This window comes from Variovorax sp. 350MFTsu5.1 (assembly GCF_048302515.1).
Lineage (GTDB): Bacteria > Pseudomonadota > Gammaproteobacteria > Burkholderiales > Burkholderiaceae_C > Variovorax > Variovorax guangxiensis.
On sequence record NZ_CP157620.1, the window covers coordinates 2,357,188 to 2,371,109 of the forward strand.

The following is a 13,922-nucleotide window of genomic DNA, read 5'->3' on the forward strand; positions in this document are numbered from 1 at the left end:
CAACTTGCGGCTGACCCGACTGGAGACTCCATGACGCTTTCCCGGCCGACCACTCAGGCGGCGGGCGCCCTGCGCGACAGGTTTCGCGAAGTGCGCGCAGCCAGCCTGACGCTTGCCGCCCCGCTGTCCGCCGAAGACCAGTGCATCCAGTCGATGCCCGATGCCAGCCCCACCAAGTGGCACCTGGCGCACACCACCTGGTTCTTCGAAAGCGTGCTGCTGCAGCCGCACGCCAGCGGCTACCAGCCCTTCGACGCGCGCTTTCTCTATCTCTTCAACTCGTACTACGAGGCGCTCGGCCCGCGCCATCCGCGCCCGCAGCGCGGCCTGCTCACGCGGCCGTCGCTGGACGAGGTGCACGAGTACCGCCGCCATGTCGACGAGGCCGTGGTGGCGCTGCTGGAAGAGGGCGGGCCCGACTGGAGCGTGATCGAGCCCATCGTCACGCTGGGCCTGCACCACGAGCAGCAGCACCAGGAGCTGCTTCTCACCGACATCCTGCATGCGTTCTCCTGCAACCCGATGCTGCCCGCCTACAGGCCCGCCGGCGGCCCCGCGCTGCGCCTTGCCGCGGTGCCGCCCGCGATGCGCTGGATCGAGCAGCACGGTGGCGTGGCCGAGGTGGGGCACGCCGGCACCGGCTTCTCCTTCGACAACGAAACGCCGCGCCACCGTGCGCTGCTGCAGCCTTATGCCATTGCCGACCGACTGGTGAGCTGCGGCGACTTCGCCCAGTTCATCGCCGACGGCGGCTACCAGCGGCCCGACCTGTGGCTGTCCGACGGCTGGGCCGCGGTGCAGGCCAATGGCTGGCGGCATCCGGCTTACTGGCTGGCGCAGGACGATCCGAGGTTGCGTTTCGCCGGTGCCGCCACGGCCCAGGCTGGAGGTGGCTGGCATGTGTTCGGCCTGCACGGCGTGCGGCCGATGGAGGCCGACGCGCCGGTGTCGCAGCTCAGCTTTTATGAAGCCGCCGCCTACGCCGAATGGGCCGGCGCGCGGCTGCCGACCGAGTTCGAATGGGAGGCGGCGCACGATGCGCCCGGCATCTCGCAGATGACCGGACATGTCTGGCAATGGACGCGGTCGTCGTACGACCCGTATCCCGGCTTCAGGCCACTGCCGGGCATCGCCGCCGAATACAACGGCAAGTTCATGGTGGGGCAACTGGTGCTGCGCGGCGGCAGCGTCGCCACGCCGGCCGGGCATGCGCGGCCCAGCTATCGCAACTTCTTCCCGCCGGCGGCGCGCTGGCAGTTCACGGGGCTGCGGCTCGCGAAAGACCTTTGATCATGCGCAATCCAACTTCCTCGTCCTCGCTGTCATCCTTCGTGCCCGCGAAGGCGCGGCAGAAGCCGGCGGCTTCGTCTTCGTCGCGGGCCGATGCAACTGCAGCGCCGCTGTCCGAGTTCGGCCGCGAGATGCAGGCGGGACTGGCGCGTTCGCCGCGCAGCATCTCGCCGAAGTTCTTCTACGACGCGGCAGGCTCGCAGCTGTTCGACCGCATCTGCGAACTGCCCGAGTACTACCCGACGCGTACGGAGCTGCGCATTCTTGGCGAATGCGCTGGGGAGATTGCGGGGCAGATCGGGCCGAATGCGGAGATCGTCGAGTTCGGAGCGGGGTCGCTGACCAAGGTTCGGCTGCTGCTCGATGCGCTGGAGACGCCCAAGCGGTATCTGCCTATCGACATCTCGGGGGAGTATCTGGAGGCTGCCGCGCAGCGGCTGAAGGCGGACTATCCGGAGCTGGTGGTACAGCCTATCGCGGCCGACTACACGATGCCGCTGGTGCTGCCTGCGCCCATGGCTGGTTCAGGTCGACGGGTTGGATTCTTTCCCGGGTCGACGATCGGGAACTTCGAGCCCGACGAGGCGCTGGCTTTTCTGCAGCTGGCTGCGCGGATGTTGCGTGGAGGCGGGCTGCTGATCGGGGTGGATCTGGTGAAGGATCCGGGGCGGTTGCATGCGGCTTACAACGATGCGCAGGGGGTTACGGGGGAGTTCAACCTGAATCTGTTGCGTCGGGCCAATGCTGAGTTGGATGCCGACTTCGACCTCGATGGGTTCTCGCATGCGGCGTTCTACAACGCGCCTCGGCAGCGGATCGAGATGCATCTTGTGAGCCGGCGGGCTCAGAGTGTTTCTTTGAATGGGCAGGTGTTCGGGTTTGAGGAAGGCGAGACTATTCATACGGAGTACTCGCATAAGTTCACTGTTGAGGGGCTTCGGGCGCTGGCTGTGAGGGCTGGGTTTCGGCCTGGGGCTGTTTGGACTGATCCGGAGAGGCTGTTCAGCGTGCACTGGTTGGCTGCTTGAGTCCTTTGGGTTGTTTGCTTCCCGAGGCCGGGACTCGCCCCGGCGGGCGACCTACTTTCTTTTGCTTCGCCAAAAGAAAGTAGGCAAAGAAAAGGCGACCCCACTGTCTGCGACCCCTTCGCTTTGCGAAGGGGCAACCTGCGGTGCTCGCGTTTCGCGGGGTCTCGCAGAACTCGCTTCGCTCAGACAGCTGCGATCCCTGATCCGCGAAACGCTGCGCTCCTCGGCGTAGCCAGAGGGGAGGGGAGATGCCCGGGCCTTTGCTTCGCTCGGCCCCCAAGGCACAGCAGGCGCTTCGCGCCTGCTGTGCTTGGTATAGGGCGGTCGGCTTGCATGCACTTAGTGCTGCAGAGATCGGTTCCTTAACGTGCATCCCCGGCCGAGCGAAGCAAAGGCCAGTCCAAGGCTGTTCAAAAGCCGAGCGCAGCGATGGCGCGTGGAGATCCCTTCTGGCTGCGCCGAGGAGCGCGGACGTAGGAGGGATAAGGGCCGCAGCTGTTTGAGCGCAACGCAGTGGAGCGAGTTCTGCGGACCCCCTCCTACGTCGAGCACCGCAGGTTGCCCGTAGCGAAGCGAAGGGACGCAGACAGTAGGGTCGCCTTTCTTTTGCCTACTTTTCTTTGGCGAAGCAAAGAAAAGTAGGTCGGCCGCCGGGCCGAGACCCGGCCCCGGAAAACAAACCTTCAAACAGGGTAGATACAGGTACCCCAAAAAAGCCCAACCCCCAGCAGCGGCACAATACCCCCGCAGCGGCAGCCAGCCGCCCTGGAGACCCCAAAAATCATGAAAGCAACCTGGAACGGCGTAACCATCGCCGAAAGCGACGACACAGTCCTCGTCGAAGGCAACCACTATTTCCCGATGAGCTCGCTCAACCGCGACTTCGTCACCTTCAGCAATCACAAGACCACCTGCCCCTGGAAGGGCACAGCGAACTACTACTCGCTGCTGGTCAACGGCGAACTCAACACCGACGCCGCCTGGTACTACGCCGATCCGAAGCCCGAAGCCGAAGAGATCCGCGACCGCGTCGCGTTCTGGAAGGACGTGAAGGTCAGCGCGCAGTGACCACCGCCGCCTTCACTCCTCCGTTCATCTCGCCGGCCGAGCTGCCCGCCGCGCTGCGCGATCAAGGCTATGCCGTGCTGAGCCCCCAAGGCGTAGCCGAATGGCTCGGTCTCCCGGTCGCGCAGCTCGAAGCGCTGCATGCCGACTGGAACGATCTTCCGCCTGACGACTACCTGAAGGACGGCGGCCGCTATCGCACGCGACGCCATGCCTGCTTCACCGTTGAAGCCGACGAGCACGCCACGCTCGCCCAGGTGCCGCATCGCGCGCACTGGCAGCCGGTGGAATACAACGCGCTGCATGGCGGCATGCAGCGCTGGTTTGCGCCGATGCTCGACGCCACCATCGCGCAGCCGGTGTGGCAGCGGCTGCTGCAGCAGCTCGGGAAGGCCAGCAGCGAGATGCGCGGTGCGGCGCAGCGCTGGTACGTGGAAGCGCACCAGTTCCGCATCGACACCGCGGGCGGCATCGGTCGCCCCACGCCCGAGGGCGCGCACCGCGATGGCGTGGATCTGGTGGCTGTCGCGCTCGTGGGGCGGCACGGCATCAAGGGCGGAGAGACGCGCGTGTTCGAGGCCAACGGAAGGCGCGGCGAGCGCTTCACGATGACCGAGCCGTGGACGCTTCTGCTGCTCGACGATGCGCGCGTGATCCACGAGTCGACGCCGATCCAGCCGCTCGAAGAGGGCGGCGAGGGCTGGCGCGACACGCTGGTGATCACCTGCCGGGCCGAGGGTTTCCAGGGGGACTGAAGCTGGGCGATCTCGGGGCTTGCCCTTGCTGGCACGAGTCCTACAGCCTGCTCCGCGCAACAACGGTTAAATTCGGGTCCCCGGTCCGGTATGGGCCGAGTCTGTCTGCGAACGAAAGCGAGGTCCCGCCATGTTCAATCACATCCTGGTTCCGATCGACGGCTCCGAAACTTCCATGCTCGCCGTCAGCAAGGCCAGCGGCCTCGCGCTGGCCTTCGGTAGCCGCATCACGCTGATCCACGTGATCGACAACTACCCCTTCATCGGGGTGGGCGCGGACTACGCGCTCGGCCAGAACGAATACCTCGCGGCGGCCACTGCCAGTGCCAATGCCGCCCTCGCACGCGGCGTGGCGGCGCTCGCGGCGGAAGGCCTTCACAGCGACCAGCGCGTGATCGACGGCCACGTGGTGCACGAAGGCATCGTCGACACGGCCATTGCCATCGCGGCAGACCTGATCGTGATGGGCTCGCACGGCCGCAGCGGCATCGAGAAACTGCTGCTGGGCAGCGTGACGCAGCGGGTGCTCCAGGACGCGAACATGCCCGTGCTGGTGGTGAAGGGCGGCTGAGGAAGGGCCCAGCCCGTCACGTCCAATCAGGCGGCCGGTTGAAGAAAAGGCTCTGCTGCGTCACCGGGTGCACGAATCCCAGTTCGCTCGCATGCAGCAGCAGGCGCGCCGCACGCGCCTGCAGTGCGGCGTCGCCGTACAGCGCATCTCCCAGGATCGGATGTCCGATCGACAGCAGATGCACGCGCAGCTGATGCGAACGGCCCGTCAGGGGCTCCAGCAGCACATGTGTGGCGGCGGGCTCGCCGGGCAGCACTGACAGCGCCTTCCATCGCGTGAGGCTGGGCTTGCCCTCCGGATCGATCTTCTGCAGCGGGCGGCGCGGCCAGTCGGCCATCAGCGGCGCGTCGATCAGCGACCACTCCTGGCGCAGCGGCATCGCGCCATCGACGATGGCTTCGTAGCGCTTGTGTACCTCGCGGTCGGCGAAGGCCGCGCTCAGCGCGCGCTGCATCTCGATGCCGCGCGCCATCAGCACCAGGCCGCTGGTGGCCATGTCGAGCCGGTGCACGATCAGCGCGTCGGGCCACTGCCGCATGGCGCGGGCGCTCAGGCAGTCCTGCTTGTCCTCGCCGCGGCCGGGCACACAGAGCAGGCCCGCGGGCTTGTCGAGCACCAGCAGGTACGGGTCTTCGTGAACGGGTTGCAGTGGCGGCGGGGCGGTCATGGAAGCCGCAGAGTGTAGACAGCGGGGCGCCGGGCCCCTTGCCCACGCTCACGCCCCGCTCATCCGGCCTCGGCTATCCTCGGACGAATGTCCGGCCCCGCCCAAGCCTCCGCTTCCTCTTCCCCCGACGCCCAAGCCACATCGACGGCCGCAGCGGTTTCTCCCCCCAGCTTCTCCGACCTGACGCGCGAGCGCCCCTTCATGCAGATGTGGACGGCGCGCCTCTTCGGCACGGCGGCCTCGCAGATGTTGCTGGTGGCCATCGGCTGGCACATGTACGAGCTCACCGGCAGCGCCTGGGACCTGGGCCTGGTCGGCCTCTACCAGTTCGTGCCCGCGCTGCTGCTGGCGCTGCTGGCCGGGCACATCGTCGACCGTCACCATCGCGGGCGCATCGTGGCGGCCTGCTTCGCGGTGCAGGGGCTGGTGGCACTGGTGCTGCTGCTGGCGGTGCTCGAGAAGTACGACACGCGCGGCCTGCTGCTGGGCCTTTCTCTGGTGCTGGGCGCGGTGCGGGCCTTCCAGATGCCGGCGCAGCAGGCGCTGACGCCGCTGCTGGTGCCGCCCACCATGCTGGCGCGCGCAATGGCCTTCAGCTCGGCGGGCATGCAGGGCGCGATCATCGGCGGGCCGGCCCTTGGCGGCCTGCTGTTCGTGGCGGGCATGGCGGTGGTGTATGGCGCCAGCGTGGCCTTCTTCGGTGTCGCCTGCGCGCTGGTGCTGCGTCTGCGTTATGCCTACACGCCGGCCGCGCGCGAGCCGGTGACGCTGTCCACCGTGTTCGCGGGCGTCGATTTCATCTGGAAGCGCAAGCCCGTGCTCGGCGCCGTCTCGCTCGACCTGTTCGCGGTGCTGCTGGGCGGCGCGGTGGCGCTGCTGCCGATCTATGCCAAGGACATCCTGCACACCGGTCCCTGGGGCCTGGGCCTGCTGCGCAGCGCACCGGCGGTGGGCGCGCTGGTGATGTCCATCGCGCTCACGCGCCGGCCGGTGGAGCGCCACATCGGGCGCACGCTGCTGCTGGCCATCGGGCTCTTCGGGCTGTGCATGGTGGTGTTCGGCATTTCGAAGAGCTTCGTCGTCTCGCTGATCGCGCTGGCGGTCTCGGGCGGCGCAGACATGGTCAACGTGGTGATCCGCCAGACACTGGTGCAGCTGGAAACGCCCGACGCCATGCGCGGGCGGGTGAGCGCGGTCAACTCGATCTTCATCGGCGCGAGCAACCAGCTCGGCGAGTTCGAGTCGGGCGCCACGGCGGCGCTGCTGGGGCCGGTCGGCTCGGTGGTGGTGGGCGGCGTGGGCACCATGCTGGTCGCGCTGACCTGGTTCAAGCTGTTTCCGTCGCTGGCGCAGCGCGACCGGCTGGTGGTGGCGGCGCCTTCGGTCAGGCCGCCGGCCGCCTAGTCGGCAAACAGGGAGCGCGCGCCCGGCACTTCGAGCGTGACGTCGCCCAGCGCCTGTGCCACGCAGGGCAGGATCCAGCCCTCGGCCTTTTCCTCGGCGCTCAGGCCTGGCCATTCGATGATGTGGCGGGTTTCACCCGCGAGCCGCAGGCAGATGCAGGTGCGGCAGGTGCCGTTGCGGCACGAGCTCGGCAGCTCGATGCCGGCGGCCTCGGCGGCCTTCAGCAGGGTGGTTTCGGCGTCGGTCTCGAAGTCGAGGCCCGAAGGCTCGATCCGGACCTTCATGGTTGCTGTTGCTGTTGCTGCTCGCGGCGTTGCTCGCGCAGCATGAAGAGATACAGGCTCTCGACCTTCTCGCGCGCCCACGGCGTCTTGCGCAGGAACTTGAGGCTGGAGCTCACGCTCGGGTCGAGCGTGAAGCAGCGGATGGGAACGAGCTCGCTCAGGCGCTTCCACCCGTAGTGGCCGGCCAGCGCCGTGACGATGGCCTCCAGCGTGACCCCGTGCAGCGGATTGCGCGGCTGGGGCCTGGGGGCGGGCGCTGGCGCTTCGCTCATCACTTGTTCTTGAGCTTGCCGCGGGGGATCACTTCGGTCGTGATGGTGCGGACCGGCTCGATGCCGCCAGTGCTCACAGGCTTGGGCGGCGAGGTGTCCTTCTTCGGCTTCTTCGCTTCCTTGTTGCTGCGTTGCTGACCCTTGGCCATGTCGGTTTCTCCTGTAGTTGCGACGTATGCGGCCAGCAGTTTAGCGGTGCGGCGACAATAGCCGGTTCCATCCGATTTCCCGCATCCATGTCAGATTACGAAGTTCGCCCCGCGACCCTGCGCGACGCCAAGGCCGTCGCAGAAATCCACGCACTCTCCGTCAAGGCCGCCTACGAAGGCATCCTTCCCGAGGAAGAACTGCGCGCGCTGGCCCCGGCCTCGCGCGAAGCCAAGTGGCGCGAGGCCATCGAATACAGCGAACCCCAGGTGCACGTGGTGGTGCAAGGCAGCGAGGTCGTCGGCTTCGTGGGCTTCGACCGCTCGCGCGACCCCAAGACGCCGCCGACCACCGGCGAGATCTGGGCCATCTACGTCAAGCCCGAGCACTGGGGCAAGGGCGCCGGCGTGGCCCTGTGGGACGCCGCCCGCGAAGGCCTGGAGGAAGAGGGCTGCACCACGGTCACCATCTGGGTGCCCATTCGCAACGACCGCGCCATGCGCTTCCACGAGCTCGCGGGCTTCAAGCGCGAGATGAAGACCGCCAAGACCACCGCCATCGGCACCGTGCGCATCGAGGAAATCCGCCTCAAGCGCAACGTGGCCTGAGCCGGCGACCGCCACATGGACGCCGCCGGCAGCAGTTCTTCCTCCCTCGGCCATGCCGCGCGCGTGCGCTCGCACCAGCGCCGCACGGCCGCCGTGCAGTGGATCCGCCGCACCCATGGCTGGTTCGGCCTGTGGGGCGCGGTGCTGGGGCTGCTGTTCGGCTTCAGCGGCATCTGGCTCAACCACCGCAACGTGCTGAAGCTGCCGCAGGCCCAGGAGCGCAGCCGTGCCCAGCTGGCGCTGCCCGACCCGGTGCCGGAAACGCCCGAGGCCATGAGCCGCTGGCTGCAGGAGGCGCTGCGCATGAGCGGCCCGCCGAACTCCAGCCGCGTCGAGGCTGCCAAGCCCGTCGCGTGGGCCGACAAGAGCGACAAGAGCGCCCCTGCGCTCACGCAGCCGGCGCACTGGATCTTCAACTTCGGCGGCCCCAACGAGATCGTCCAGGCCGAATACTGGCAGGGCAACCGCTCGGTGGGCGTGACCACCACGCGCAACGGCTTCGTCGCCACGCTCACCAACATGCACAAGGGCGGCGCCATGCCGCTGCCCTGGATCCTGCTGGTCGATACGCTCGCCGGCAGCCTGATCTTCCTGTCGATCTCGGGCGTGGTGCTGTGGATGCTCACGCACCGGCGCCGCCGCGTCGGCCTGGCGCTCTTCGGCGCCTCGCTGGCGGCCGTGCTGGCCATTGCGCTGAGCGCGCTCTGAGGGCCCGGGAGGCGCCGGCGTACGGGTATTGCCGGGGCGCAACCCGGCTGCGGATAAGCTCGCCGCTTCCTTTTCAGCCCGAATCCTGCCCATGGCCTCCAGCCTGCTCCTGCTGCTCGACGACATCGCGACCGTTCTCGACGACGTATCGGTCCTCACCAAAGTAGCCGCCAAAAAGACGGCCGGCGTCCTGGGCGACGACCTCGCGCTCAACGCGCAGCAGGTCACCGGAGTGAAGGCCGAGCGCGAGATCCCGGTGGTGTGGGCCGTGTGCAAGGGCTCCTTCGTCAACAAGGCCATCCTCGTGCCGGCCGCCCTGGCCATCGGCACCTGGCTGCCCTGGCTGGTGACGCCGCTGCTGATGATCGGCGGCGCTTTCCTCTGCTTCGAAGGCGCGGAAAAACTGGCGCACAAGTTCCTGCACAAGGACGAACACGACACCGACACGCAGCGCCACGAGAAGGCCATGGCCGATGCCTCGATCGACGTGGTCGCGATGGAAAAGGACAAGATCAAGGGCGCGGTGCGCACCGACTTCATCCTCTCTGCGGAAATCATCGCCATCACGCTGGGCACCGTGCAGGGCCAGCCCTTCACCACCCAGCTGAGCGTGCTGGTGGGCATCGCGCTCATCATGACCATCGGCGTCTACGGCCTGGTGGCCGGCATCGTGAAACTGGACGACGCGGGCCTCTACCTGAGCCAGCGCGCGAGCGCGGGCGCCCAGGCCCTGGGCCGGGGCATCCTGGCGGCGGCGCCGTGGCTCATGAAGGCGCTGTCGGTGGCCGGCACGGCCGCGATGTTCCTCGTGGGCGGCGGCATCCTGGTGCACGGCGTACCGGCGCTGGGCCATGCAGTCGAGGACTGGGCCAAGGCCACCGGCGGCGTGTTCGGCACGCTGGGCTCCATGGGCGTGAATGCCGGCGTGGGCCTGGTGGCCGGCGCCATCGTGCTGGGCGTGGTGGAGCTGGTCGGCAAGATGCGGGGCAAGAAGGCCTGACGCGGTCCGGCTGCCGGTTGTTGGTGTGAGGGGCTGTTGAGCTTCGGCGGATGGCCGCTGCTGCACCGGGGGCGTTCTGTGGCCTTCGCCAACTGCGTATTGCAGGCGCGTTGCGCCTCATCCGACCTGTTCCGAGCCTTGCAGATACGGCTGCGGGCCCATTCGCAAAACTAGCGGGGCCTGACCCGGAGCCCGCGCTACCTACTTCGTGAGCGCGAAGAACTGCGGCCCGTTGGCTCCGGCTGGTCGCGCGGTTTGCAGAGCGAGCGCGCCAGTGGTCCGGTCGATCGTGAAGATCGAGATCGTGTTGTCGCCTTGGTTCGCCGTGTAGGCGAACCGGCCTGTGCGATCCACGGTCACGGAGTTGGGCGTGTTGCCTCCGACGGAGAACGGTTGGCCCGGTACCGCTGTCAGCGCGCCGGTTCGTGGATTGATGGCGTAGGCCGAGACGTCGTGGGAGTTCCGGTTCGCAACGTACACGAAGCGTCCGGTCGGATCGATGGCCATGCCGAAGGGCGTGTTGCCGGAGGGCACCGAGCCGATCGAAGTCAACGCGCCCGTGGTCTGGTCGATGGAATAAGCGAACAGGGTGCCGGGGTTGTTGCCGGTGCTCACGTAGGCGAAACGGCCACTGGGCTCGGTCGCGACGTCGACGAAGCCGCCGACCGGCAGCGCGACCGACACGGGTGGCGAGATCGGAACGCCGGTGCCCTGGTCCAGGCGGAACACCTCGATGGACGCACCGTTGGGCACGAACGCGAATCGCCCGTCGGGATCGAAACCCAGCTTGCGGCTGTTGCCGCCGGCCACGGCCACGGCCGTGCTGCCGTCGAGGTCGCCGGTGGTGGCGTCGATATTGAGCCGATGGATCTGCCCGTCGCCGATCACGTAGGCAAAACGCCCCTTGGGTTCGACGCCGACAAAAACCGGGCTCGTGCCGACGCCGGTGGTGATATTGAGGTTCTGCGACAGCGTGCCGGCGGGATCGATGGTGTATTGGGTGACGCCTTGGGTACCGACGTAGATGCTGGCGTAGAGCTTTTTCCCCGAGGGATGCGCTGTCACGTGCTGGGGGGTGCCTGCCAGGGAGTACGCAGCGGGAGTGGCTGCCGACAAACTGCCATCCGCAGAAACGGTGTATGCAGTCAGATTATTCGATCGCTCGTTGGCCGCAAAGCCGAAACGATCGGCTCCGGCCTCCGAGCAATTGACCCTCACCGAGTTCACTGCCGCCCCCGCCACCGTCCCGAAGGCCTGTTTCGCAACGCAGACCTGCAGCGCCGTGGGCTGCGTCTTCACGGTCACGCCGTAGTCGGCACCGTCGTCCAGCGAAGTGGCGAAGCTGAAGCTGCCATCGGCGCCTATGGCCAGGTCGTCGCCCGCGTTGTTCTGCAGCACCAGCCCGCTGCCTGCCAGGCCAGTGACGGTGCCGCCGACGGTGAACTTCGGCGCGCCCGGGGGCGGCGCAGGAGGAGGTGGTGCGTCGCCTCCGCCGCCGTTGGCTGCAGGAAATGGCGCGAAGGAGAAGCCGCCGCCTCCGCCCCCGCCGCATGATGCAAGCATCAAGGGCACGGCGATGGCCAGGGCGAGGCTCAGGCGGGTGCGAGGGGGCAGCGGCGGCATTTTTTTCTTTGGGAAACAAATGTGGCCGCGATGTTATCGGGACACGCTTCCATTTGCACGCCCCGCGACTGGCCGCCATCCGCATGCCCGATGGCCGTGCCTATGAACAGCATCCGCTGCCGCGCCGGATGTCAGCAGGCCATACCGGCTGACGGCAACCAGTCCGGGGCTGCCGTCCATCGCCTAGCGTGGAACGACCGCTTGAATCCGCCGCCGGATGCCGCTGTGGGCCAACTGGATCATGATGCAGGCCTTGGTCGTTTGCCGAGCCCATTTGCCGAGCTCATTTGCCATGAAAAAAATTCGCCACCTTCTCGTTCTTTTCACTGCGGCCGCGTGCACCCACACCGGCGCTCAAACCGCGGGAGCCACCCCGCGCGGTTCCAGCGACTTCCCGAACCCCGCCGCGTCGCATGGCTCCGTTTCCGAATCGAATGCCGCCGTGTTCAAGGCTTGCGCCAACGCCCCGATAGCGAATGGGACGTGCCCGCTCGATGCGGTCTTCGGCCTCTTCAAGCTGGCGCCGAACAACGACGTGCTGGATTTCAAGGCTTCGAACACCGTCCCCCGGACGATCAACCAGAACTACGGCTGGATCCTGAAGCTCAACCGGAAGACCGGCAAGGTCCGCGTTCTCGAACGCATGACATTGCCGGAAACCCCGAAGACATGGGGCACCGGCGGCCAGCCTTACGGCATGTCGGCGGACCGCAAGACTCTTTCGCTGGACGTGACCTTGACCATCCACGACGGCACCATTGCGAAGTCCTGGGATGTGGTCGAGGGCGATCCTCCCGGCCACTACCTGATCACCGCCTACGTCGAAGACTCCGCCCCGGTGCAGTTCGAGTTCGATGTCATCGATCCAAGATGACCAACTGTCGCGGTCCTGTGGGTTGAATGCGGCTGAGCTGTCTTCCCACGGCAGTTCATGATCGTCCACAGGGGCGCGCCGTTTCGTGCCGTTGGCAGATGCTGCTGCGCCAGCCCGCCGCGCTGCGGATTTTTTCCCTACTCGCGCTTCCTGCCCAGCTTCACCAGCTCGACCACGATCAGCGCGATGCCCAGCACCAATGCGAACCAGCCCACCAGATAGGCCCCCGCCACCATCTCGAACCAGCGCGTGCCCTGGAGGAAGCGCGGCCCCAGCAGGACGGCGACGCTGATCACCAGGCAGAGGATGCCGCGTTCGAGCGTGCGGAGTTGTCGTTTGGGTTGCGCCATGGCTTCGTCGTTGTCCGGGAGAGTGAGGGGGGGCGGGAAATCAGTGCGTCATTTTCCCGCGCATCGCGGCCGGATGGCCCTGCAGCTGGAACGACTGGCCCGTCGGCACCAGCGTGTCGCCATCGAGCCTCAGGATCGTGATGTCCTGGTCGATGAAGTTGCCCACGTACAGATACCTGCCATCGGCGCTCCACACCGCACCCTCCGGCAGCCCGCGCACCACCACCTCGTTGGCGCGCGTGACTTTCTTGCCGTCGATCTTCAGCAGCACCACCGAGCCGTTGCGGTTGTAGAAGTAGGCGTTCTTCGCCGCGTTGCTGCCGCGCAGGATCACGGCCACCGCATGCTTGCCGGTCGGGCTCACGGCCAGGCCCTCGGGGCCGTCGCCGACGACCACCTTGTCGACCACGCGCGGCGGCGCGGCTTCCATGTCGATCACGCTGACCGTGTCGACCTGTCCGTCGGAGGCGCCCGAGTTGCCGTTGTCGGCGGTCAGCGCGAGCTTGCCGTCGGGCGTCACGTCGAGGTTGTAGGGCCACAGGCCCGCGGCGAGGTCGACCTTGTTGTAGCTGACCTTCTCGCCGTTCACGTCGAGCAGCGCGATCTTGTGGCTCGGGAACTTGGCCGCCAGCGCGCGCTTGCCGTCGGGCGTGAAGCGCACGTGCGCCACCGAGTCGCCCATGGCCACGGTGTCGACCAGCGCCACCTTCTTGCCCGAGATGCGCAGCACGCTCACCGAGTTGTCGGCGCGGTTGGCCACCAGCGCCAGGTCGCCCGCGCGGTTGATCGACAGGCCCGAGGGCTGCCTGCCCACCTGCAGCGTGTCGAGCAGCTTGGGCGGCGTGGTGGTCAGGTCGATCACGAAGAGCCGGTTGTCGGGCACCTGCTTGCGCGCGCCGTTGTCCTCGACCACGTTGAGCGAGTTGGCGACCAGCGCCAGCGTCTCGCCGGGCGTGATCGCGAGGTTCGTCGGCGGGCCGGCGATGGTGTTGTCCAACTGCAGCGTGCCGAGCACCTTGGGCGCCAGCGGATCGGTGCCGATGTCCAGCACCTGCACCGTGTCGCGCCCCATCGGGCCGAGGATCACTGCGCCGGCGTCGTTCCACGACTGCTTCTCGTCGTTCGCCACCAGCATCAGTTGGCGCTGGGGCAGCGTTGGGGTGAGGTTCGTGCAGCCCGCGACGAGCGCAAGGGCAAGGGCCGCGAGCGCGGTGGAACGCAACTTCATGGGTGTCTCCGGTGTGTGTTGTTGTGAGCGCGCATGGTAGCGAAGGGC

General features: G+C 67.4%; 17 protein-coding genes. 10 read left to right on the forward strand and 7 right to left on the reverse strand.

What is annotated here, in order from left to right:
• Nucleotides 1-30: 30 nt before the first annotated feature.
• The 5 genes from egtB (at nucleotide 31) to ABL843_RS10500 (ending at nucleotide 4,709) form a co-directional block, all read left to right on the forward strand.
• Nucleotides 31-1,290 carry an ergothioneine biosynthesis protein EgtB gene (egtB, locus tag ABL843_RS10480; RefSeq protein WP_184636212.1) on the forward strand — a complete coding sequence of 420 codons (1,260 nt, stop codon included), beginning with the start codon at nucleotides 31-33 and terminating at the stop codon, nucleotides 1,288-1,290.
• Nucleotides 1,291-1,421: 131 nt separating this feature from the next.
• Nucleotides 1,422-2,318, forward strand: a complete 897-nt coding sequence (egtD, locus tag ABL843_RS10485; protein ID WP_240650767.1) for an L-histidine N(alpha)-methyltransferase — start codon at nucleotides 1,422-1,424, stop codon at nucleotides 2,316-2,318.
• A gap of 783 nt (nucleotides 2,319-3,101) precedes the next feature.
• Nucleotides 3,102-3,386 (forward strand): DUF427 domain-containing protein, encoded by a 285-nt coding sequence (locus tag ABL843_RS10490; protein ID WP_126024165.1) that lies wholly within the window; start codon nucleotides 3,102-3,104, stop codon nucleotides 3,384-3,386.
• Nucleotides 3,383-4,138, forward strand: coding sequence for a 2OG-Fe dioxygenase family protein (locus tag ABL843_RS10495; RefSeq protein WP_418119813.1), 756 nt, complete (start codon nucleotides 3,383-3,385; stop codon nucleotides 4,136-4,138). The genes ABL843_RS10490 and ABL843_RS10495 overlap by 4 nt, the downstream gene beginning before the upstream one ends.
• 130 nt (nucleotides 4,139-4,268) lie before the next feature.
• Entirely contained in the window at nucleotides 4,269-4,709 is a 441-nt protein-coding gene (locus ABL843_RS10500; RefSeq protein ID WP_007833935.1) for a universal stress protein, read from the forward strand.
• A gap of 16 nt (nucleotides 4,710-4,725) precedes the next feature.
• Here ABL843_RS10500 and ABL843_RS10505 read toward each other — a convergent pair whose 3' ends face one another.
• On the reverse strand, nucleotides 4,726-5,376 hold the full coding sequence (locus ABL843_RS10505) for an RluA family pseudouridine synthase (protein WP_369658800.1): 651 nt from the start codon (nucleotides 5,374-5,376) through the stop codon (nucleotides 4,726-4,728).
• An 87-nt stretch (nucleotides 5,377-5,463) separates the two neighbouring features.
• Here ABL843_RS10505 and ABL843_RS10510 point away from each other — a divergent pair, with 87 nt between their 5' ends.
• A complete protein-coding gene (locus tag ABL843_RS10510; RefSeq protein WP_418119814.1) occupies nucleotides 5,464-6,780 on the forward strand; it encodes an MFS transporter in 1,317 nt (438 codons plus the stop codon).
• Here the strand turns inward: ABL843_RS10510 and ABL843_RS10515 are convergent.
• The 3 genes from ABL843_RS10515 to ABL843_RS10525 are packed head-to-tail and all read right to left on the reverse strand — an operon-like array spanning nucleotide 6,777 to nucleotide 7,485.
• Entirely contained in the window at nucleotides 6,777-7,064 is a 288-nt protein-coding gene (locus ABL843_RS10515; RefSeq protein ID WP_126024168.1) for a 2Fe-2S iron-sulfur cluster-binding protein, read from the reverse strand. The two genes, ABL843_RS10510 and ABL843_RS10515, sit on opposite strands and share 4 nt — an antisense overlap.
• The gene (locus ABL843_RS10520) at nucleotides 7,061-7,336 is read right to left on the reverse strand and encodes a VF530 family DNA-binding protein (RefSeq protein WP_418119815.1); all 276 of its coding nucleotides are present in this window, start codon (nucleotides 7,334-7,336) and stop codon (nucleotides 7,061-7,063) included. The genes ABL843_RS10515 and ABL843_RS10520 overlap by 4 nt, the downstream gene beginning before the upstream one ends.
• Nucleotides 7,336-7,485 carry a hypothetical protein gene (locus ABL843_RS10525; protein ID WP_165909684.1) on the reverse strand — a complete coding sequence of 50 codons (150 nt, stop codon included), beginning with the start codon at nucleotides 7,483-7,485 and terminating at the stop codon, nucleotides 7,336-7,338. The genes ABL843_RS10520 and ABL843_RS10525 overlap by 1 nt, the downstream gene beginning before the upstream one ends.
• An 87-nt stretch (nucleotides 7,486-7,572) precedes the next feature.
• On the opposite strand from ABL843_RS10525, the gene ABL843_RS10530 reads away from it, so the two are divergent.
• From ABL843_RS10530 to ABL843_RS10540, 3 genes are all read left to right on the forward strand, one after another.
• Nucleotides 7,573-8,091, forward strand: a complete 519-nt coding sequence (locus ABL843_RS10530) for a GNAT family N-acetyltransferase (RefSeq protein WP_126024170.1) — start codon at nucleotides 7,573-7,575, stop codon at nucleotides 8,089-8,091.
• 15 nt (nucleotides 8,092-8,106) lie between these two features.
• Nucleotides 8,107-8,799: a PepSY-associated TM helix domain-containing protein gene (locus tag ABL843_RS10535; RefSeq protein ID WP_418119816.1), complete on the forward strand. Its 693-nt coding sequence runs from the start codon at nucleotides 8,107-8,109 to the stop codon at nucleotides 8,797-8,799.
• Between the two features lie 91 nt (nucleotides 8,800-8,890).
• The gene (locus ABL843_RS10540) at nucleotides 8,891-9,799 is read left to right on the forward strand and encodes a DUF808 domain-containing protein (RefSeq protein WP_184636222.1); all 909 of its coding nucleotides are present in this window, start codon (nucleotides 8,891-8,893) and stop codon (nucleotides 9,797-9,799) included.
• A gap of 201 nt (nucleotides 9,800-10,000) precedes the next feature.
• On the opposite strand, the gene ABL843_RS10545 is transcribed toward ABL843_RS10540, so the two are convergent.
• A complete protein-coding gene (locus ABL843_RS10545; protein WP_418119817.1) occupies nucleotides 10,001-11,422 on the reverse strand; it encodes a lactonase family protein in 1,422 nt (473 codons plus the stop codon).
• 217 nt (nucleotides 11,423-11,639) lie between these two features.
• On the opposite strand from ABL843_RS10545, the gene ABL843_RS10550 reads away from it, so the two are divergent.
• Nucleotides 11,640-12,296, forward strand: a complete 657-nt coding sequence (locus tag ABL843_RS10550; RefSeq protein WP_418119818.1) for a hypothetical protein — start codon at nucleotides 11,640-11,642, stop codon at nucleotides 12,294-12,296.
• 137 nt (nucleotides 12,297-12,433) lie between these two features.
• On the opposite strand, the gene ABL843_RS10555 is transcribed toward ABL843_RS10550, so the two are convergent.
• Together ABL843_RS10555 and ABL843_RS10560 are read right to left on the reverse strand one after the other, a co-directional pair.
• Nucleotides 12,434-12,646, reverse strand: a complete 213-nt coding sequence (locus ABL843_RS10555) for a hypothetical protein (RefSeq protein WP_418119819.1) — start codon at nucleotides 12,644-12,646, stop codon at nucleotides 12,434-12,436.
• A 40-nt stretch (nucleotides 12,647-12,686) separates the two neighbouring features.
• The gene (locus tag ABL843_RS10560) at nucleotides 12,687-13,874 is read right to left on the reverse strand and encodes a lactonase family protein (protein WP_418119820.1); all 1,188 of its coding nucleotides are present in this window, start codon (nucleotides 13,872-13,874) and stop codon (nucleotides 12,687-12,689) included.
• Nucleotides 13,875-13,922: the final 48 nt, after the last annotated feature.

Bases quoted from the DNA above. Each gene is read 5' to 3' on its own strand.
- egtB (WP_184636212.1), top strand. From the start codon at position 31: ATGACGCTTTCCCGGCCGACCACTCAGGCGGCGGGCGCCCTGCGCGAC.
- egtD (WP_240650767.1), top strand. From the start codon at position 1,422: ATGCAGGCGGGACTGGCGCGTTCGCCGCGCAGCATCTCGCCGAAGTTC.
- ABL843_RS10490 (WP_126024165.1), top strand. From the start codon at position 3,102: ATGAAAGCAACCTGGAACGGCGTAACCATCGCCGAAAGCGACGACACA.
- ABL843_RS10500 (WP_007833935.1), top strand. From the start codon at position 4,269: ATGTTCAATCACATCCTGGTTCCGATCGACGGCTCCGAAACTTCCATG.
- ABL843_RS10505 (WP_369658800.1), bottom strand. From the start codon at position 5,376: ATGACCGCCCCGCCGCCACTGCAACCCGTTCACGAAGACCCGTACCTG.
- ABL843_RS10510 (WP_418119814.1), top strand. From the start codon at position 5,464: ATGTCCGGCCCCGCCCAAGCCTCCGCTTCCTCTTCCCCCGACGCCCAA.
- ABL843_RS10515 (WP_126024168.1), bottom strand. From the start codon at position 7,064: ATGAAGGTCCGGATCGAGCCTTCGGGCCTCGACTTCGAGACCGACGCC.
- ABL843_RS10520 (WP_418119815.1), bottom strand. From the start codon at position 7,336: ATGAGCGAAGCGCCAGCGCCCGCCCCCAGGCCCCAGCCGCGCAATCCG.
- ABL843_RS10525 (WP_165909684.1), bottom strand. From the start codon at position 7,485: ATGGCCAAGGGTCAGCAACGCAGCAACAAGGAAGCGAAGAAGCCGAAG.
- ABL843_RS10530 (WP_126024170.1), top strand. From the start codon at position 7,573: ATGTCAGATTACGAAGTTCGCCCCGCGACCCTGCGCGACGCCAAGGCC.
- ABL843_RS10535 (WP_418119816.1), top strand. From the start codon at position 8,107: ATGGACGCCGCCGGCAGCAGTTCTTCCTCCCTCGGCCATGCCGCGCGC.
- ABL843_RS10540 (WP_184636222.1), top strand. From the start codon at position 8,891: ATGGCCTCCAGCCTGCTCCTGCTGCTCGACGACATCGCGACCGTTCTC.
- ABL843_RS10545 (WP_418119817.1), bottom strand. From the start codon at position 11,422: ATGCCGCCGCTGCCCCCTCGCACCCGCCTGAGCCTCGCCCTGGCCATC.
- ABL843_RS10550 (WP_418119818.1), top strand. From the start codon at position 11,640: ATGCCGCTGTGGGCCAACTGGATCATGATGCAGGCCTTGGTCGTTTGC.
- ABL843_RS10555 (WP_418119819.1), bottom strand. From the start codon at position 12,646: ATGGCGCAACCCAAACGACAACTCCGCACGCTCGAACGCGGCATCCTC.
- ABL843_RS10560 (WP_418119820.1), bottom strand. From the start codon at position 13,874: ATGAAGTTGCGTTCCACCGCGCTCGCGGCCCTTGCCCTTGCGCTCGTC.